The 18307-nt window shown below is 72.0% G+C and carries 14 protein-coding genes; 6 read left to right on the top strand and 8 right to left on the bottom strand.

All coding sequences use genetic code 11. The features are described from left to right. Window positions 1–95: 95 nt before the first annotated feature. The 4 genes from OG194_RS39510 to OG194_RS39495 are packed head-to-tail and all read right to left on the bottom strand — an operon-like array spanning window position 96 to window position 4405. Window positions 96–701 carry a GTP-binding protein gene (locus OG194_RS39510; RefSeq protein ID WP_327405523.1) on the bottom strand — a complete coding sequence of 202 codons (606 nt, stop codon included), beginning with the start codon at window positions 699–701 and terminating at the stop codon, window positions 96–98. A gap of 48 nt (window positions 702–749) precedes the next feature. After that, window positions 750–1145 carry a DUF742 domain-containing protein gene (locus tag OG194_RS39505; RefSeq protein WP_327405522.1) on the bottom strand — a complete coding sequence of 132 codons (396 nt, stop codon included), beginning with the start codon at window positions 1143–1145 and terminating at the stop codon, window positions 750–752. Window positions 1146–1154: 9 nt separating this feature from the next. Then, on the bottom strand, window positions 1155–1586 hold the full coding sequence (locus OG194_RS39500) for a roadblock/LC7 domain-containing protein (RefSeq protein ID WP_019059640.1): 432 nt from the start codon (window positions 1584–1586) through the stop codon (window positions 1155–1157). Continuing rightward, complete coding sequence (locus OG194_RS39495) at window positions 1583–4405, bottom strand: sensor histidine kinase (RefSeq protein ID WP_327405521.1); 2823 nt, start codon at window positions 4403–4405, stop codon at window positions 1583–1585. The genes OG194_RS39500 and OG194_RS39495 overlap by 4 nt, the downstream gene beginning before the upstream one ends. Before the next feature lie 418 nt (window positions 4406–4823). On the opposite strand from OG194_RS39495, the gene OG194_RS39490 reads away from it, so the two are divergent. Further along, window positions 4824–5414 carry a hypothetical protein gene (locus OG194_RS39490; protein WP_327405520.1) on the top strand — a complete coding sequence of 197 codons (591 nt, stop codon included), beginning with the start codon at window positions 4824–4826 and terminating at the stop codon, window positions 5412–5414. A gap of 52 nt (window positions 5415–5466) precedes the next feature. On the opposite strand, the gene OG194_RS39485 is transcribed toward OG194_RS39490, so the two are convergent. The 4 genes from OG194_RS39485 to OG194_RS39470 all read right to left on the bottom strand — a co-directional run bounded on the left by OG194_RS39485 (window position 5467) and on the right by OG194_RS39470 (window position 13735). After that, window positions 5467–10344, bottom strand: a complete 4878-nt coding sequence (locus OG194_RS39485; protein ID WP_327405519.1) for a hypothetical protein — start codon at window positions 10342–10344, stop codon at window positions 5467–5469. A 65-nt stretch (window positions 10345–10409) separates the two neighbouring features. Continuing rightward, complete coding sequence (locus OG194_RS39480) at window positions 10410–11288, bottom strand: hypothetical protein (RefSeq protein ID WP_327405518.1); 879 nt, start codon at window positions 11286–11288, stop codon at window positions 10410–10412. Window positions 11289–11400: 112 nt separating this feature from the next. Beyond that, window positions 11401–12927 carry a hypothetical protein gene (locus OG194_RS39475; RefSeq protein WP_327405517.1) on the bottom strand — a complete coding sequence of 509 codons (1527 nt, stop codon included), beginning with the start codon at window positions 12925–12927 and terminating at the stop codon, window positions 11401–11403. Between the two features lie 100 nt (window positions 12928–13027). After that, complete coding sequence (locus OG194_RS39470) at window positions 13028–13735, bottom strand: GntR family transcriptional regulator (protein ID WP_327405516.1); 708 nt, start codon at window positions 13733–13735, stop codon at window positions 13028–13030. Between the two features lie 169 nt (window positions 13736–13904). Here OG194_RS39470 and OG194_RS39465 point away from each other — a divergent pair, with 169 nt between their 5' ends. The 5 genes from OG194_RS39465 to OG194_RS39445 are packed head-to-tail and all read left to right on the top strand — an operon-like array spanning window position 13905 to window position 18298. After that, entirely contained in the window at window positions 13905–15224 is a 1320-nt protein-coding gene (locus tag OG194_RS39465; protein ID WP_327405515.1) for an MFS transporter, read from the top strand. After that, window positions 15221–16042, top strand: coding sequence for a putative hydro-lyase (locus tag OG194_RS39460; RefSeq protein WP_327405514.1), 822 nt, complete (start codon window positions 15221–15223; stop codon window positions 16040–16042). Before OG194_RS39465 ends, OG194_RS39460 begins: the two co-directional genes overlap by 4 nt. Window positions 16043–16065: 23 nt before the next feature. Then, a complete protein-coding gene (locus tag OG194_RS39455) occupies window positions 16066–16818 on the top strand; it encodes a LamB/YcsF family protein (RefSeq protein ID WP_327405513.1) in 753 nt (250 codons plus the stop codon). Next, window positions 16815–17432, top strand: a complete 618-nt coding sequence (locus OG194_RS39450) for a 5-oxoprolinase subunit B family protein (RefSeq protein WP_327405512.1) — start codon at window positions 16815–16817, stop codon at window positions 17430–17432. The genes OG194_RS39455 and OG194_RS39450 overlap by 4 nt, the downstream gene beginning before the upstream one ends. Beyond that, entirely contained in the window at window positions 17429–18298 is an 870-nt protein-coding gene (locus OG194_RS39445; protein ID WP_327405511.1) for a biotin-dependent carboxyltransferase family protein, read from the top strand. Before OG194_RS39450 ends, OG194_RS39445 begins: the two co-directional genes overlap by 4 nt. Window positions 18299–18307 lie beyond the last annotated feature (9 nt).

Here is an 18307-nt window from a genome sequence, read left to right as displayed (position 1 = left end):
CGTTGTTCCGCCAGGCACACACACGCGCGTGCCGTCGGATCGCACCGGCTGCGGCCCGTACCCCGGTCGGCGGGGGTACAGGCCGCGCCCGTGCCTCAGCTGGTGACGCTCTGGCGGCGCTTCGCGCCGTAGGCCATCGCGTGCTGGACGACCTCGATGAGGACCTCCTTGACCGACGCGCGGTCGCGGGCGTCGCAGAGCATGAGCGGTACGTCCTCGTCGAGGTCGAGGGCCTGGCGTACGGCGTCCACGGGGTAACGGTCGGCGCCTTCAAAGCAGTTGACGCCGACGACGAAGGGTATGGAGCGCCGCTCGAAGTAGTCGAGGGCGGCGAAGCAGTCCTCCAGGCGGCGGGTGTCGGCGAGCACGACGGCGCCCAGGGAGCCCTCGGAGAGCTCGTCCCACATGAACCAGAACCGCTCCTGGCCCGGCGTACCGAAGAGGTAGAGCACCAGGTCTTCGCGCAGGGTGATGCGGCCGAAGTCCATGGCCACGGTGGTGGTGTGCTTGCCCTCCACCCCGCTGGTGTCGTCGACCGGACGCCCTGCCTCGGTGAGCAGTTCCTCCGTGCGCAGCGGCCTGATCTCGCTGACCGCGCCGACGAGGGTGGTCTTGCCCACGCCGAAGCCGCCGGCCACCAGGATCTTGAGCGTGACGGGCTCGACCGGAGGCTTGCCTCGCTCAGAACGCCCGAAGATCATCGGTCTTGTCTCCTGCTTGATGGGGTAGGGGGTGGTGGCTCGCGCCGCTCACAGGGCCCGGAGGCCGGAGATCACGTCGCGCAGAATACTCTCGTCCACCAGTTCGGCGGGGGGTACGGGACGTGACACATGGACGAGTTCGCCGTCCACGAGGTCGCCGATGAGGACCCGTATCACCCCGATGGGCAGGTCGAGTTCGGCCGCGAGTTCGGCGACCGACTGCGGGGCGTCGCGGCAGAGACCGACGATGTCCACGTGCTCCGGGGACAGCGTGTGGTCGGCTTCCGAGTCGTCCTCATGTGACTCCGCGATCACCACCGCGATGAGGTCGAGGCGGTGCTGGGCCGCACTGGTGGTGCGGCCGCGCGTCATCGCGTACGGCCTGACGACCGGTCCGGCCTCATCGTCGAACCAGTGGCTTCTTCCCTGACCGTCTCCGCTCATATCACGTCACTACCCGCCCGAGGACAGGTCGGTGCGCGGAGCTGCCCCCAGATGCACACCGACCCGCTTCACGAGCAGTGTCATCTCGTAGGCGACCTGTCCGACGTCCGAGTCGGCGTCCGCGAGGACGGCCAGGCAGCTGCCGTCGCCCGCGGCCGTCACGAACAGGAAGGCCTCGTCGAGTTCGACGACCGTCTGCCGCACGCTGCCCGCCTCGAAGTGGCGGCCGACGCCCTTGGCGAGGCTGTGGAAGCCGGAGGCCACGGCGGCCAGGTGTTCGCTGTCCTCGCGGGTCAGGTCCTGGGACACGCCGGTGGCCAGGCCGTCGCCGGAGAGCACGATGGCCTTGCGGATGCTGGCGACGCGCTCGACGAGGTCGTCGAGGAGCCAGTTCAGCCCGCGCTGGTCGGTGCTGTGGCCGGTCGCCTTCGGTGCGGTCATCGACCGTCCCCCTTAGTTCCTTGTGCTGTGCCGCCTTGAGCGTCGTCGCCCTCGGCGTTCTCCTCGCGGCCGCGCTGCCAGCCGCGCTGGAGCGAGGCCATACGGCTGCGCACCTCGTCGGCGTCGCGCTCGGCGACCTCCGCCGGGCTCGCGGCGCGCCGATCGGGGTCCTGTTTCAGCTGCGGGGCCAGATTGGCCTGACGTACGCGTCTGGGCAACGCTCCGGTGCTCGGTGGGGTGTCGGAGTCCGGAGCGCCGGCCGCGAGTTCGGCACGCCGGGTGCGCCTGGGGAGAGCGGGGGTCTCGGGCGGCTCGCCGATGCCGCGCCCCGGGGAGGCGGGCGGCTGCGCGGATTCGGCGCGACCACCGGGCACGTCGGTACGGCGCCGTAGCGGCGTGTCACCGCGACGCCGGGCCGGGAGCTGCGCGGGGCCGTCCGTTTCCGGTCCGCCCAGGCTCGGGGCCGTGGAGAGGCCGTCGAAATCGACCTCTCCGGAGTCCCCTGTCTCGCGTCGGGAGCGCTGCTCGACGACCGGGCGTCCATGGGAGCTGACCAACTTGGGCGTACGGCGTCGGGGCAGCGGAAGCGGCTCGCCGCGGTGGCCGTCCGTGTCGGCCTCGGAGACCTGTTGATGCGCGTCCACGGGCCGCACGGGGGCGAGGTCGTCCCGGTGGGTGGAGGCGCGGCGGGGGCGGAAGATTCCGCCGCGCTCGCCGTCCTCGTCGTCGAGCCCGTTCGGGAAGCCTTCGAGGGCGTCCAGGTCCACGGGGGCTTCCAGTTCGACCGGTCCGTCCAGGAGGGCGGGCGGCAGACCGGGCAGCTTCACGGGCATCTGGGAGAGCGCGGAGCGGCGGCTCTCCTCCAGCTCGGCCTCCTTCGTGGGCCGGGGCCGGTCGAGGCGGAAGCCGATGCCGTTGGTGTCCGGGACCTCGTCGCTCAGCAGGGCGTCGGGGATGAACACGACGGCGGTGGTGCCGCCGTACGGCGACGGCTGGAGCGAGACGCGGACGTTCTGCCGCTGGGCGAGCCGGCTGACCACGAACAGGCCGAGGCGGTCGGTGTCGGAGAGTTCGAACTCCGGTGTCTCGGCGAGCCGGAGATTGGCGTCCAGGAGTGCCTCGGCCGCCATGCCGAGGCCGCGGTCGTTGATCTCCAGGGTGAAGCCGTTGGCGACCCGCTCCCCCAGGACCTGGACGGCGGTGTGCGGCGGGGAGAACACCGTGGCGTTCTCCAGGAGTTCGGCCACCAGGTGGGTGAGGTCCGCGACGGCGGGGCCGGTGACGGCGATACGCGGCAGCCTGCGGACCTCGATCCGCTCGTAGTCCTCGACCTCGGCGACGGCCGCGCGGACGATGTCCATGAGCTGGACCGGCTTGCGCCACTGCCGGGACGGGGCGGCCCCGGAGAGGATCACCAGGCCCTCGGCGTGCCGGCGCATACGGGTCGTCAGGTGGTCGAGGCGGAAGAGGTCGGCGAGTTCGTCAGTGTCCTCGGTCCTGCGCTCCATGGTGTCGAGCAGGGTGAGCTGCTTGTGCAGCAGGACCTGGCTGCGCCGGGCGAGGTTGACGAACACCTCGGAGACACCGGACCGCAGTTCGGCCTGCTTGACGGCGGCTTCGACAGCGGCGCGCTGGAGGGTGTTGAGGGCCTGGCCGACGTCGCCGATCTCGTTCCTGTCGTACTCCAGGCGCGGGACCTCGGTCTCCACGTCGACCACTTCGCCGACGGACAGGCGGCGCATCACACTGGGCAGCCGGACGCCGGAGGCCTCGTGGGCGTCCAGGCGCAGTTGGCGCAGGTCGCGGATGAGGCCGCGGCCTATGCGCACCGACAGGAACAGCGAGAACAGGAGGGTGATCAGCCCCAGGACACCGGCGACGGCCGCCTTGAGGATGACCCTCATCGCGACCGGGCGGACGCGGTCCTGGTATCGGTCGTTGGCCTGGTCGTCGAGGGTGCCGAGCTTGGTCAGCGCCGCGCCGGCCGCGGTGTTCCAGGTCTGCGCGGTGACGTTGCGGGGGGTGCCGGACGTGGTGGAGGCGGCGGCCTGTTCGGCCACGCGCAGCGGGGCGCTGGCCGCGTTCTTCCAGAAGCGCTCGAAGTGGCCGCGCTCCGAGGAGGGCAGCAGCGGCAGGTTGACGTCGTACAGCAGGGTCCGCTGTGCGACCAGGTCGGAGACGTCGCGGGTCTCGTCCCGGGTGAGCTTGCCGACGACCAGGGAGGAGCCGAGCAGGGCGTCCTCACGGGAGAGGAACTCCCGCGCGCGGGCGAGGTTCACGAGGGCGCGGTACTGCTTGTCCATCTCGACGTTGTCGACGACATGGAGGTTGGACAGCAGCACGTAGCACGGGTCGACCAGGTGGTTGTAGAGCCCGAGGGCCTGGCCGCGGTCGACGGTGCCGTCCTCGACGCTGCGCCGCAGGGACTGGAGCCCGTCGAAGGCGTCGAGGACCGCGGCGACACGGCTGTCGGTGGCCTGCCCCATCGCGTCGCGCACGTCCGGGTTCTCGGAGTTCTTGCGGATCTTGGCGACGGCCTCGTCGGTCGCGGCGCGGCTGCGCCTGAGATCGGTGAGCCCGTCGGCGGCGCGCGGGTCGGCGAGATAGACGAGCGACTGCCGGCGTTCCTGCTGGATGACGCGGACGGTGTCCTCGGTGGGATAGCCGATCTTCTCGACGACCGACGACACGTTGAACAGGTCCGCGGCGGCGCGGCCGGTGAGGACCGTGGCGAACGCCCAGATCGCGGTCAGTGACACCAGCGGCACGAGAAGGAGCGCCACGATCTTCCGGCGGATGGACTTCCCGCGAAAGCGCATGGCCTCCCCCAGCTGGACCCCCGCCGGCCGGGGGTACACATGTACGTCAACAAACGGCGCGAGCCTACTACTGACACAGAGGTAACTCGAAGAGCTGTCCGGAGGGTGAACCTCCGCAACGGCAACCGGACATGGGGAGTTGTCGGGTCATTGCGGGAGATTGCCGCCCTGATATCCCCGGGATCACCACACCCCACCCGATCGGTCCACTTGGCCAGTTGGCCGGAATTTTTCGTCTGTTGGGAATCTTCGTGGCATGTTGCGCGTCTTTCTCTACGGGACATGGGGGCGGAACCGGCCACACGAGCCGCATCCGCAACCGTGCGGCGTAAAACAGCGCAAGCCGGGCACCCACTGGGGAGTCGGAGTCTTCGGACTCCGGGGCAAGTGGTGTACCGGCGGTGGGGAGGACACGTTGATGGGCACGGCGGAGCGGCAAGAGGCGCTTGAGGACGGCGTGGCGGCGCGGTCGACGGCGCAGCGGCGCCGCGAGGTACCGGATCGCGACATTTCGGCAGACGGTGGTACGACGACGGGCGGCGGGGCCCAGAGGCACTCGGGCGAGCCCACGGCAGACGAGCCTCGTTCGGCTCGCGCGGCAGCGCAACAGCCGGAGGACTACCGGCCGTTGTGGATCGAGGAGCCCGCGCGTCGGCGCCGGCTGCCCGATCCGGTGCGTACGGCGGCCGTGCGGGCGGTGCTCATCATCGCCGTGACACTGATCCAGGCGACGGTGGCCTTCCTGTGCACGATGGCCGGGTCCTGGCTGGCGTTCCCGCTGGTGATCAGCAGCGTGGTGAGCACGGTGGTGGCCACCTGGGGCGCCCTCGACGTGTGGGTGACGCGCCAGATGTGGAACCAGCGCAACGGCGTCGTCTCGGAGCCCAGCAGCACGGCGAGGGCCCTCCGCCGCGAGCGGCGTCGGGCCCAGCGTCAGGCGCGGTCCAGCGAGCGTGCCCAGGAGCGGATAGCCCGCAAGAGCGGCGCCGGGCAGCTGTCACACTCCTGAGGCTCGGCAACGGACGGTTCGTCTATGGACGCTTCGTCCACGGGCAGTTCGCCTACGGAGCGGTCGGCGCCGGACGCTTGAACATCCGGGTCGCCGTGATCTCGCTGTGCACCGACTCACCCTCTCCGGCCGGGGCCTGCTGCGGCAGGCCCGGCCGGAGGTGCTCCTCCACGCTGATGTACTTCAGGCCCGCCCGCAGGTCGGCGTCGTTGCGCAGTCGGATCACCAGCGGGAACTCGGCCAGTGCGGTCGTGTCGAACAGGCCGGTGGTGTACAGGAGTTGGACACCGAGCGCGTCGGACACGGCGCGTTGCAGCTCCAGCAGATAGGTCGCGTTGGCCCGCCCGATGGGGTTGTCGAGGAAGAGCGTGCCGGCGTGCCGATGCTTGTCGCGGCCCCGGTCGTTCGAGCGCAGCGCGGCCATCGTGCAGTACAGGGCGATGGCCGCCGTGAGCAGCTGACCGCCGGAGAACACATCGCCCATCTGCCCGACCGGCACGCGCTCGGCGCGCAGGACGGCGTCGGGCTTGAGGATCTCGACGGCGACGCCCTTGGGTTCAAGGGCGGCGCCAACTCCCCGCAGCAGCAGGGACATTCCGTCGCGCCGCATGTCGGAGTTCTTCTTCACGGCGGCCCGGGTCGCCTCGTCGACGACCACACCGAGCCGCTCGGCAAGCGTGGCCTGGTCGGGCTCCTCGAAGCGGATCCGCAGGAACTCCTGCCCGGACCACTCGCCGAGCCCCTCGGGCAGCCGGGACAGCCGCTGCGCGGACCGCAGGGTCGCCAGCGCCGACTCGACGAGCCCGCGGAGCCGGTCCACGATCGAGTCGCGGTTGCGATCCAGCTGCGCCAACTCGTCGGTGAGGACCCGGAGTCGGGGCGCGAAGGCGTCGGCCCACTTCTGCGCGTGCTCGGGCAGCGCGGACGCGGGCAGCTCGCGGATCTGCTGCCGCGCGGGGGTCCGTACCTGCTCGTAGCGCGTGGAGTTGGCGTGCCGCACGAGCACATCGCTCGCCTCGCGTACGGCGGCCTCGGCGGCGGACAGGTCGGCGGCGCAGCCGCGCAGCGAGCGGCGGGCCTCGGCGGCGGAGTGCCGGGCCTCCTCCACGCTGCCGGGGTACGGCTCGGGCTCCTCCTGCTCCTCGTCCGAGGAGTGCTCGCGCATCAGGTCCCGGAGCATCGCGGCGGTCTCGTCGAAACCGCCGGCCCCGTCCTCGGCGGCGCGGTGGGCGTCGAGGAGTTCGGCATGCGCCTCGCGGGCCTGGCCCAACGCGTCGGTGCGGGAGCCGAGTTCGGCGGTCGCGGTCCGCAGCAGTGCCTGGGCGTGCTCGGCGTCGCGCGGGACGAGTTCCTCGGCCAGCTCGGTGTGTGCCTCGCCGTCCTCGGGCGCGTGCCGCTCGGCCTCGCCGCGCAGCCGGCCGAGTTGCTCGCTCGCGGTCGACACCCGGGTCTCCAGCAGCTGCACCAGCTCTTCGGCACGCGCCGCGGCGGCCTGCCGGGACGGCCCGTCGGAGCCGTCGGGTGACTCCAGCAACTGCGCCGCGCGCGTGCGGACCTTGTTGCTGAGCCGGTCCAACTCCGCGATCGCCGCGCTCTCGTCACTCTCCGCCCGCGCCTGCTCGGCCCGCAGATCGGCGCCGACGCCGACCTTCTCGTAGAGCTGCGAAGCGGCCCGGTAAGCCTCACGCAGGGCGGCCAGCGCGGGCTTGGGTGCGTCCGGGGCGTCTTCCGGTACGTCGTCGGGGGCGCCCGCGATCTCGGAGCGCTCGGCGCGCAGCGCACGGGCCGTGCGGCGGGCGTCGTCGGCGGCGCGCTGGGCGGCGCGGCGGTCCTCGTCGGCGACGCGGGCGCGCTCCAGGCAGGACTGGGCGCGGGCCTCCGACTCGGCGGCCTCGTCGGCGAGTTCGCGCAGTTTGACCTGCCAGCCGGCGCGTTCTCGCAGTCGGAAGGCGAGTCCGGCGAGGGCGTCGGCGGCGCGCCGGGCCTTCTGCGCGGCCTCCTGCCGCTCGTCGCGCACCTGGGTGGCCTCGGCGGCGGTCTCGTCGGCCTCGGCCCGTACGGTCCGCGCCTCGGCGAGCTCGGCCTCGGCCTCCTCGGCGAACGCGCGCGTGTCCCGCGCGGCCTGCGCCAGCTCGACCAGCCGCCCGCTCGGACAGCCGGTGCGCCAGGACGAGAGCCGCGCCGCCAGCTCCCGGTCCTTGCCGAGCCGGGCGGCGAGCGTACGGATCTCCTCGTCCCGCTGCCCCGCCCGCGCGCGCAGCGCCTGCCGCTCCTCGTCGGCGGCGTGCTCGTCGTGCATGGCCGGGTTCGGCGGTACGAGGAAGACGTCACTGGTCTGCGCGTCGGGCGCCGGGGTCGGAGCGAGCAGGGCGGCGGCCGTACCGACGGCCACGGCGGACCGGGGCAGCAGGGCCGCGTCGTTGAGGGCCTCACGGGCACGCGCGTGCGTGTCCGGGTCGGTGATGATCACACCGTCGACCAGCTCGGGCCGGGCGGCGAGCACACGCGCGTGGTCGGTGGGGTCGACGGCCTGGGCGAGATAACGCCAGCCGGGCAGCGCGGGGATGCCGTGCTCGCCGAGGTACTCCACAGTGGCCAGCACGTCCGGGCCGGGCGGCAGCAGCCCGCCGTCACCGAGCGCCCCGAGGATCCGGGAGTCGTCGGCCGCGGCGGTCCGCAGGTCGAAGAGGTGCCGCTCGGCGGAAGAGACCCCGTCGTCGAGCAGCTCGCGCAACTCGTCGGCGAAGCGGTCGAGTTCCTCGGGGGTGAGGGGACCTTCGGCGAGGGGGCGGGCGGGCTTGGCGGTACCGGTGTGGGCGCGGGAGGAGGCGTTGGCGGCGGAACGGCCGCTTGGGGCAAGGCCGTTGGCGGAGGCGGTGTCGGCCGAGGCACCGGTCCGCGCCTCCGACTCGGCACCGTCGCCGGCAGCACCCGAGCGACCACCCGCGACGCCGTCAGCGCCCTGGCCCGCGCTGCCCACGGCCCCGGCATCGCTCTGTCCCGTCACCGCCCCGTCACCAGTGCGCTCGCCGCCCGCACCACGCGGCACCGGCACACCACCAGTACCGCCTGCGGCAGAACCGGCACCAGGCAGGCTGAGCAGCTCCGCGAGCCGCTCCTCCCCCGCCAACCCCTCGGCGAGGCGCCGCTCAGCGTCGTAGGTCCGCTCGGCGGCGGTCGCCGCGTCGGACGCGCGGGCCGCCGTCAACTCAGCGCGGGACTCGGCGGAAGCCGCTTCGCGGCCATGCTCGGAGGCGCGCCGCGATGCCTCGCGTGCGGTGTCCCAGGAGGCGACGGCGGTCTTCTCGGCGTCGCTCGCGGCGAGGGCCGCGCGGGCCGGGTCGGCGTCGGGGGCGCTGTTGTCGAGCCAGCCCGCGCGCACCGCCTCGGCGGTCTCCTGCTCGACCTCGGAGAGGCGCTGGCGCAGATGCCCGACCTCGCTGCGGGCGCGCTGCGCCTCGGTGGCGGCGGAGGTCGCGTCCCGGTGCGAGGTCTCGCCGACCTCCTGGAGCGCGGCGGAGCGCTCCTCGCCCTCGTTGGCGAGGTTCTCGGCCCTCTCGGCGGCCGAGTGCAGGGCGCGTACGAGATCGACGGCGGCCTTGGCGCGGGCGGCGAGCGCCGGTGCCGCGTCCCGCTCGGCCTCGCGGATCGCGACGGCCACGCGCGCGGAGCGGTCGGCGGCGGCACGGTGCCGCAGCACCGCCTCGGCGGCCTGCCAGGCAGCGTGCAGGGTGCGGGCGTCGGCCAGCTCGCGCTTCTGCGCGGCGGCGGACTTCTCCATCGTGGCGAGTGCCAACGAGGCGTGCCGGTACGCGAGTTCGGCGGCGACCAGCGCGCTGCGCTCCCTGGCCCCCTCGGCGTGCGTGACGGCGTACGCGGCGGCGGTGACCCGCTGGGCGAGGTCGGCGGCCCGCACCCGCTCCTGGGCGCCCCGCGCGGACAGCCGTCGCGCCAAAGTACGCGTACGTCGCTCGGCGCCGGCGTGGACGTCACGCGCGCGTGCCCGCGCCTCGGCGGCCTCGACGATCCGGCCGAGCAGGTCCACGGAACCCGCCGTGAAGTCCCGCTCGGCGATCAACTCGGCCCGCCGCCCCAGCTTGTTGCCGAAGCCGCCGACCAGGTCGGCGAGCCCGTCGGTGTCCCGGGTGTCGGTGACCGCACGGAGCAGCAGGTCGGTGAAGTCGGAGTCCTTCTTGACCGCGAAGAGACCGGCGGCCTCGCCCTCGTCGGCGTTCATCTCCCGCTGGTAGCGGAAGAGTTCGGGGTCGAGGCCGAGGTCACCGAGGTGCTCGATCCAGCGGTCGTGGATCTCCTCCCAGTGCACTTCGAGATGCGGATACGCCTTGCCGGCCTCGGTGATGGCGTCCCGGAAGCCCTTCATGGTGCGGCGACGGCCCTGCGCGCCGGACGCGCCCTCGACTGGCGGCCGTACTGAAGTGGCCTCGGCGACAGGGAGGTTGTCCAGGCTCAGCCCCGGACCGGGCCGGAACGAGTACCAGGCCTCGGCGAACTTCCGCGGGTCGTTGGAGACTTGGCGCCCCCGCCACTCGCTGACCTTGCCGACGACCACGCACTCGCCGGTCAGCGTGTGCTGCCACTCCAGGGCGACATGGCCGCAGTCGTCCGCGAGGAGGAACTTGCGCAGCACGCCGGAACTGGCACCGCCAAGGGTGTTGCGATGTCCCGGCAGCATCACGGAGAAGATCAGCTTGAGCAGGACGGACTTGCCGCCGCCGTTCTCCAGGAAGAGCACACCGGCGGGCGCGGGGCGGCGCGGCGGCCCGACGGGCTCGTCCTCGAAGAACTCCGCCTGGGTGGGCGCGGGGTCGGGCACGGGCTGGCCCACGCCTCGCAGGTCAAGCACGGTGTCGGCATAGCGCGCACCGGCGGGCCCGATGGAGTAGAGGCGGACCCGGGACAGCTCGTACATGGCGGACTCTCGTCGTAAGTCTTCGGCAGGTGGGGGAGTTGAGGAACCTCAGGAGCTGAGGGATCTCAGGAGTGGAACGGCAGCCCGGCGTCGGCCACCAGCTCCAGATCCTCGGTGTCCTCGGCGGGCATCAGGCTCGCGGTGCCGTCGGTGACCGGGACGACGCCCAGCTCCAGCAGCTCGGCCATGGCGGCACTGCCGGCCATGTCACGCACCTGAAGCTGATAACGGGCGGTCGTGCGATAGGTCCCGCCGTTGTCGTCGCCGGTGCGCTGCAAGAACCCGGAGTCGGTGAGAAAGGCAGCGGCCTTACCGACAATCCCCGTGGTCGAACCGGCCAGTCTCCGGGCGTCCTTGGTGGCTCCGGTGGCGCTGCGTCTGACCCAGATCCGCCAGGCGGCCTCCAGCCCGGGCGCGTCGGTGGCCGGGTCGGTGTTCATGCCCTGCTCGTCGGCCCGCTCCTCCAGCCGACGGCAGGCCTGCCGTACGAAGGTGTCGACCCCGTTGACCGTGACGCGCCCGATGTACCCGTCGTCGGCAAGATCCTCGGGCCGTGGAAACGCCATGGCGGCAACGGCAAGATGCGCGAGTCCGTGCAGGAACCGGTCCCCGGAGTCGGCGGCCGTACGACGCGCGTAGTCCCCCATCCGCACGGCGAACACCGAGTCCTCGGCGGCAGTCACGGCCATCCCCGCGCGCGGAGACACCTCCAGAACAACCAGCCCCAGCCCGGCAGCCACAGCATCGGCAAGCCGAGCGAACGGCGAATCCTCCCGATAGCGGCGCAGCAGTTCCGCGTACTCCTGGTCCCGCGCGGGCTGCAACTTCGGCTGCAACCCGAACGCGACGAGCCGAGCGGCGTCGGCAGCATCGGCAGGCGTGACCGCAGCACTCACCGCCGGGGCGGCAGCCTCCGGCTCACTCCATTCGACGGACTCACTCACGACGACAACTCCTTGCACTTAAAAACGAGGGTGAGGCCAAGCGCCCCGAAAGGGGCGCGGGGAACTGCGCGACCAGCCACAGCGGGCGCGCACCCAAAAAACGACAGACCCATCACGCCGCCTCACTCCGCCCCGCAGCCATCCCCACGGCGTCCAACAAGGCCATCCCCACAATCAGATCGGCCCCGCCGAACTCCGGATCGTCCAGCTCAACCCCGTCATCCACGGCGAACAAAAGCTTCGGCTCCCCCTGCCGATAAGCAGTACCAACGGGCGGACTAGCCGCATGCACAGCCAACAAAGCCACCAGATAAGGAAGTTCGGGATCCCGCCGCCGCGCATCCGCAAGCAACCCCGACAACCTCCGAGGCGCATCCGCAGGCAGATCAAGCAACTCCATGGCCGCAGCCAGTTGCTCCTCACTGAACCGACTGTCATCCGGCGTGGCAATGAGATCCGGCTCAGGCATCTCCGCCCCGAGATGCTCCCGCTCAGCAGGAGGCGTCAGCAGTATGTCGACAAGATCCCCCACCCGAACGGACACCGGCGTACGCAACCCGGTCCCGCGAGCGAAGAACGCATCAGTGACCCGAATCGCCGACTCCAGAGGCAACGGCAGTACGGGCGAAACGAGATGCCCATAGAGATCGATCCCCGAGGTCGTCATCGGCGTGGCGAAGGCCTGCCGATCCTGCTCCGCACGGAACAGCGGCCCGGCCTCCATAAGACGCGACTGAAGCTGCGTGTGCCGCCGGATGCAGTCCTTGACGATGTCGACCAACTCGGCCGCCCGCCGCTTCTGTTCGGCATCCTCGGACTCGTCACGGGCCTTGCGGATATTGGTCAGGATCGCGTTCTCGTGCCGGTACCGATCAGCGACGTGATCAAGGGCCTCGGCGATCATGTCCGGCACGGCATTGAGCCAGTCCACCGCGCGGACGTTGCGCCGCGTGGCATCCAACGCCCGCCGGAGCGTCTCCGAGTACTGCACGGTCCGGTACCGGGCCTGTTCCGCGGCGAGCTGCGCATCCGCGAGCCGACCGCGGCTGATCAGGACCTCAAGCTTCACCTCGGCGGCGATCTGCGCACTGGTGACGTCGGTGTCGAGCGCGCCCACCAGGACGTTGACGGCCTCGTCGGTCGTCCGGAGGTAGACGCTGCCGCCGTAGCCGGGAACCTCCTCGATCAGCTTGAAGTCGTAGTCGCGGCGCACATACGTGCCGTCCTGGGCGAACGTGCCGTAGACCGTGCGGAAGCCGCGGTCGACGCTGCCGACGTTGATCAGGTTCTCCAGGACCCAGCGGGCCACGCGCTCGTGCTCGACGACGGGGCGCTGCGGGGCCTGGGCGGCGATGCGCGGGATGAGCCTGGCCACTATCTGGTCGTGGTCCGCACCGGTGTCGAAGTCCATGTTGAGGGTGACCAGGTCGATGGCGGCGAGGGCGACTTCCGCCATGCCGTAGACCGAGTACTCGCCGGCGAGATTGGCCTTGCGTGCGTCGAGGTCGTGCAGCGGCGCGGTGCAGGCGAGCGCGCGCAGTCGCCGCGCCAGTCCCTCGTCGGCGGCCGGGCCCGGGGCGGGGCGCGGCCCCGCGCTGAACTGGGGCGGAACGCTGTCCGTCGATGCAGGCGAAGTCACGCTGCACAGACTAGGTCCTCGGTCTGACAACGACCCAAACGACGCAGAAGCGACTACCGCCTCAGCCGTGTGTGCAGGTCGGTCGAGCGCCGCAGCGCCTTCAGTCGACCGCCGTGCCGTCCTCGCCGACCCGGTTCCGGTACGCGTCGACGACCCGTTCGAGCGAGTCGTCGAGGTAGACCGCGAGCAGTTTCTCGGCCTCGGCGGGGTCATTCGCCTGGAGTGCCTGGAGGATCAGGCGGTTGCGCTGGAGGTACGGCTCGTGGAGCGCCTTCGGGTCGTCCACGAGGTGGAAGGCGAGCCGGAGTTCGGCGAAGACGCTGCGCATCAGCTCGTCGGTACGGGCGCTGCCGGCGAGGGCGACGAGTTCCCGGTGGAAGTGGATGTTGGCCGTACCCACGCCTTTCCAGTCATCTTCGACGGACGCCAACTGCCCCTCGGTGACGGCCGAGGCGAGCATTTCGAGGGCGTACGGCGGTTCGCCCAGCCCTCGGACGACGGCGCACTCGACGAGGCGGCGGGTGCGGTAGATGTCCTCGACGTCCTCGACGGACAGGACCCGGACGAAGACGCCCCGGTTCAACTGGTGGACGAGCAGGCGCTCATGGGTGAGCAGCCGGAACGCCTCACGGAGTGTGTTGCGCGACACACCGAGCGCGCCGCCGATGCTGTCCTCGGAGAGCCGGGTGCCCGGCGGGAAATAGCCGTCCGCGATGCGGCTCCTGAGGATGTCCGAGACGCGTTCCGCGGTGCTCGTACGGCCCAGGAGGGCGCGGTCGTCGGCCAGTCCCGCCATCTGCTCTGCCATGCCCGGAATTCAACCGCAGATACAAGAACGAAACAACATGGGTATTGAAGGATCGTTCAACGATCCTCTACCTTTCTCGGCAAGGCGCCACCGCTCACCCCGGCGCCGACGGCTTCCGCACAGCCCTGCTCACTCCCAGCACCCTCCGTCCTCCTTCTGCGAGGTGCCCATGAGCACGACCCCTCCACCTCAGGCCCTGAACACCGGAACACATCCCGACGGGGATGAACTGACCGTCGACGACGGTGCGTTGGCCTGGCTGCGCGCGCTCGGCCCGAACGGCCGCCGCGCCTTCGCCGGCGCGTTCGGCGGCTACGCCCTGGACTCCTACGACTACTTCACGCTGCCGCTGAGCATGGTCGCGCTGGCCGCGTACTTCGGCCTGGACAGCGGTCAGACCGGCCTGTTCACCACGGTCACGCTGGTCGTCTCGGCGGTCGGCGGCGCCGTGGCGGGCGTCTTCGCCGACCGGGTCGGCCGCGTCAAGGCCCTGATGATCACGGTGATCACCTACGCCGTCTTCACGGTGGCCTGCGGCTTCGCGCCCAACTACGAGACCCTGCTGGTGTTCCGCGCCCTCCAGGGCCTCGGCTTCGGCGGCGAGTGGGCGGTCGGCGCGATCCTGGTCGCCGAGTACGCGAGCGCCAAGCACCGCGGCCGTACGCTCGGCGCGGTCCAGAGTTCCTGGGCGGTGGGCTGGGCGCTGGCGGCGGTCGTCTACACGCTGGTCTTCTCGTTCCTCGGCGACGACCTGGCCTGGCGGGTGATGTTCTGGACCGGCGCGCTGCCCGCGCTGCTGGTGCTCTGGGTACGGCGCCGGGTGAACGACGCCCCGGAGGCGACGGCCGCCCGCGAGCAGAACCCCCAGAAGGGCTCGTTCGCGGCGATCTTCAAGCCGGCCACGGCCGAGTCCCCGGGCCTGCTGCGCACGACGGTCTTCGCGGGCCTGCTCTCCACCGGCGTCCAGGGCGGCTACTACACCCTCGCCACCTGGGTGCCGACGTACCTCAAGACGGAGCGCGGCCTGTCGGTCGTCGGCACCGGCGGCTATCTGACCTTCCTGATCTCCGGCGCCTTCCTGGGCTATCTGACCGGCGGCTACCTCACCGACGTGCTCGGCCGCAAGCGCAACATCTGGCTCTTCGCGCTGCTCTCGGCGATCTGCATCCTGGCGTACACGCACATCCCCAGCGGCGCCAACACCCTTCTCCTGGTGCTCGGTTTCCCGCTCGGGTTCTGCATGTCGGCGATCTTCAGCGGCTTCGGCTCGTACCTGAGCGAGCTGTATCCGACGGCGGTGCGCGGCACGGGACAGGGCTTCACGTACAACACCGGCCGCGCGGTGGGCGCCGTCTTCCCGACCCTGGTGGGCTTCCTGGCCGACAGTTGGGGTGTGGGCGGAGCGCTCGTCTTCGGGGCCATCGGTTACGGCATCGCGGCGCTGGCGCTCTTCGGACTGCCCGAGACCCGCGGAAAGGAACTGGCGTGAACCGCACGGAGGACCGTCCCCTGACGCTCGTCGACGAGCACGCGCACGCGTGGAGCCCGCGTTCCGCCCGGGCCCGCTTCCGGGCCGGGCTGACGGGTCCCACGGCCGGGGTCGCGGCGGGCCACACCCAGGTCAACCTGATCTCGGTGCCCGCCGACTGGGCCTACGACATGCTGCTGTTCTGCCAGCGCAACCCGAAGCCCTGTCCGGTGCTCGACGTCACGGACGCGGGCTCCTGGGAGACGGTTCTCGCGGACGGCGCGGACCTGCGCACCGATCTGCCGCGCTACCGGGTGTGGCGGGACGGCGAGTTGACGGACGAGCCGACGGACGTGCGGGCCTACTGGCGCGACGACCTGGTGTCGTTCCTGATCGGTTGCAGCTTCACCTTCGAGTGGTCGTTGAGCGAGGCGGGCGTCCCGATCCGCCACATCGAGCAGGGCCGCAACGTCCCGATGTACGTGACCGGCCGCCCGTGCCGCCCGGCGGGGCGGTTGCACGGCCCGATGGTGGTGTCGATGCGCCCGGTGCCGCCGGAGCACCTGGCGACGGCGATCCGGGAGACCGCGCTGCTCCCGGCGGTGCACGGCAGCCCCGTACACTGCGGCGATCCTTCGGGGCTCGGCATCGAGGACCTCGGCCGTCCGGACTTCGGCGATCCGGTGGACGCCGCGCCGGACGACATCCCGGTGTTCTGGGCCTGCGGAGTGACCCCGCAGGCCGTGGTGATGGCGTCTCGCCCGCCGTTCGCGATCACGCACGCGCCGGGCCAGATGTTCGTCACCGACGCCCGCGACGAGCAGTACCGCGTCGCCTGACCCGTCGCCGACCAGGAGAGATGATGATCGATCTGAACGCCGACCTCGGCGAGGGCTTCGGCCGCTGGCATCTCACCGACGACGAACAGCTCCTGTCCGTCGTCACCAGCGCCAACGTGGCCTGCGGCTTCCACGCCGGGGACCCGGTCACCATGCGGCGGGTGTGCGAACTGGCGGCCGAGCGCGGGGTACGGGTCGGCGCGCAGGTGTCCTACCGGGACCTGGCCGGGTTCGGGCGGCGCGCGATGGACGTGCCGTCCGCCGAGCTGGCGGCCGAAGTGGCGTACCAGATCGGCGCCTTGGAGGTGTTCGCCCGCGCGGCGGGCACGCGCGTGTCGTACGTCAAACCGCACGGCGCGCTCTACAACCGGGTCGTGCACGACCCGGAGCAGGCCGCCGCGGTGATCGAGGGCGTGCTCCTGGCCGACGCCCCGCTGCCCGTGCTCGGGCTGCCCGGCTCGGTCGTGCTCGACCTGGCCGCCAAGGCCGGGCTGCCGGCCGTCACGGAGGCCTTCGCGGACCGCGCCTACACCGACGAGGGCACCCTCGTGCCGCGCGGCCGGGACGGCGCGGTGGTCACCGACCCCGAGGCCGTCGTGGAGCGCTCCCTGAGCCTGGCCCGCTCCGGGACGGTCGACGCGCTCTCCGGGGCACGCATCGAGGTACGGGCCCGCTCCCTGTGCCTGCACGGCGACACACCCGGCGCGGTCGACCTGGCCCGCAGAGTCCGCGCGCGGCTCCTGGAGTCGGGTGTCCGGGTGGAGGCCTTCGCATGAGGGCGCTGCCCGTCGGCGACAGCGCGCTGCTCGTCGAGGTCGCCTCCGGGGAGGAGGCACAGGCCGTCCACGCGGAGCTGCTGCGCCGCCGCGCGGAGGGCCTGCTCAGCGTCCGCGAGATCGTCCCCGCCGCCCGCACGGTCCTCCTCGACGGCCTCGACGACCCGGCCCGCCTGGCCTCCGAACTCACGACCTCCGACGTACCCCCCGCTCCCCCACGCGCGGGTGAGGTGGTCGAACTCCCGGTGCGCTACGACGGCCCCGACCTCGCCGACGTCGCCGCCCTGTGGGACGTCCCCGAGCGGGAGGTGGCCCGCATCCACGCGGCCACCGAGTTCCGCGTCGCCTTCTGCGGGTTCGCCCCCGGCTTCGGCTACCTCACCGGCCTCCCGGCCCGCTACGACGTCCCGCGCCGGGCCACCCCGCGCACGGCCGTCCACGCCGGTGCCGTGGGCCTGGCGGGCCCGTACACCGGTGTGTACCCGCGTGCCTCGCCCGGCGGCTGGCAGCTGATCGGCACGACGGACGCGGTCCTGTGGGACACCGCACGCGAGCCGGCCGCGCTGCTGTCGCCGGGCACGCGCGTGCGCTTCGTCCCGGTGGCGGACGTATGACGGACCGTGCGGTCGCCGTCGTACGGGCCGGGGCGCTGACGACGGTGCAGGACCTGGGACGGCCAGGACACGCGCACCTGGGGGTGCCGCGTTCCGGGGCGCTCGACGGGCCCGCGGCGGCCCTCGTCAACCGGCTGGTCGGCAATCCGCCCGAAGCCGCCGTCCTGGAGACGACCCTCAACGGCTGTTCCGTACGGCCTCGTTCAACGATCCTCGTGGCCGTCGGGGGCGCACCCTGCCCGGTCACGGTGGACGGCCGGCCGGCCGCCTGGGGAGCACCCGTGCACGTGCCCGCCGGGGCACTCCTGGACATCGGAACGGCCGTCTCCGGAGTACGCACCTACGTCGCCTTCGCCGGTGGGGTCGGCGTCGAGCCGGTGCTCGGCAGCCGTTCCACGGACCTGATGTCCGGGCTCGGCCCGGCGCCGCTCACGAACGGCGCCATACTGCCGCTGGGTTCCCCGGTGACCCGCCACGCGTGCGTGGACGTCGCTCCACAGCCGGCTCCTCCGACCGAACTCGTCCTGCGGGTGACCCTGGGGCCCCGCGACGACTGGTTCACGCGGGAGGCCGTGCGCACGTTCACGTCCCGCACGTACCGGGTGTCCTCGGCGAGCAACCGCATCGGGCTGCGCACCGAAGGTCCCGCCCTGGAGCGGGCCCTTACCGGTGAACTCCCCAGCGAGGGCATGGTCCTTGGCGCCGTCCAGGTGCCACCCGACGGCCGCCCGGTGGTGTTCCTCGCCGACCACCCGACCACGGGCGGGTACCCGGTGATCGCGGTCGTCCGCCCCTCGGATCTCCCCGCGGTCGCTCAGGCGGTGCCGGGCACTCCGGTCCGTTTCGTGGCCGTACGCCGCCACTGAAGGCCCTGG

The sequence above is a fragment of the Streptomyces sp. NBC_01288 genome, from assembly GCF_035982055.1.
Lineage (GTDB): Bacteria > Actinomycetota > Actinomycetes > Streptomycetales > Streptomycetaceae > Streptomyces.
The sequence above is the reverse complement of the archived record's forward strand: the minus strand, read 5'-3'. Positions and strand labels throughout refer to the sequence as shown.

Excerpts from the sequence above, each read along its gene's own strand:
- OG194_RS39510 (WP_327405523.1), bottom strand. The coding sequence starts at position 701 with ATGATCTTCGGGCGTTCTGAGCGAGGCAAGCCTCCGGTCGAGCCCGTC.
- OG194_RS39505 (WP_327405522.1), bottom strand. The coding sequence starts at position 1,145 with ATGAGCGGAGACGGTCAGGGAAGAAGCCACTGGTTCGACGATGAGGCC.
- OG194_RS39500 (WP_019059640.1), bottom strand. The coding sequence starts at position 1,586 with ATGACCGCACCGAAGGCGACCGGCCACAGCACCGACCAGCGCGGGCTG.
- OG194_RS39495 (WP_327405521.1), bottom strand. The coding sequence starts at position 4,405 with ATGCGCTTTCGCGGGAAGTCCATCCGCCGGAAGATCGTGGCGCTCCTT.
- OG194_RS39490 (WP_327405520.1), top strand. The coding sequence starts at position 4,824 with ATGGGCACGGCGGAGCGGCAAGAGGCGCTTGAGGACGGCGTGGCGGCG.
- OG194_RS39485 (WP_327405519.1), bottom strand. The coding sequence starts at position 10,344 with ATGTACGAGCTGTCCCGGGTCCGCCTCTACTCCATCGGGCCCGCCGGT.
- OG194_RS39470 (WP_327405516.1), bottom strand. The coding sequence starts at position 13,735 with ATGGCAGAGCAGATGGCGGGACTGGCCGACGACCGCGCCCTCCTGGGC.
- OG194_RS39465 (WP_327405515.1), top strand. The coding sequence starts at position 13,905 with ATGAGCACGACCCCTCCACCTCAGGCCCTGAACACCGGAACACATCCC.
- OG194_RS39455 (WP_327405513.1), top strand. The coding sequence starts at position 16,066 with ATGATCGATCTGAACGCCGACCTCGGCGAGGGCTTCGGCCGCTGGCAT.
- OG194_RS39450 (WP_327405512.1), top strand. The coding sequence starts at position 16,815 with ATGAGGGCGCTGCCCGTCGGCGACAGCGCGCTGCTCGTCGAGGTCGCC.
- OG194_RS39445 (WP_327405511.1), top strand. The coding sequence starts at position 17,429 with ATGACGGACCGTGCGGTCGCCGTCGTACGGGCCGGGGCGCTGACGACG.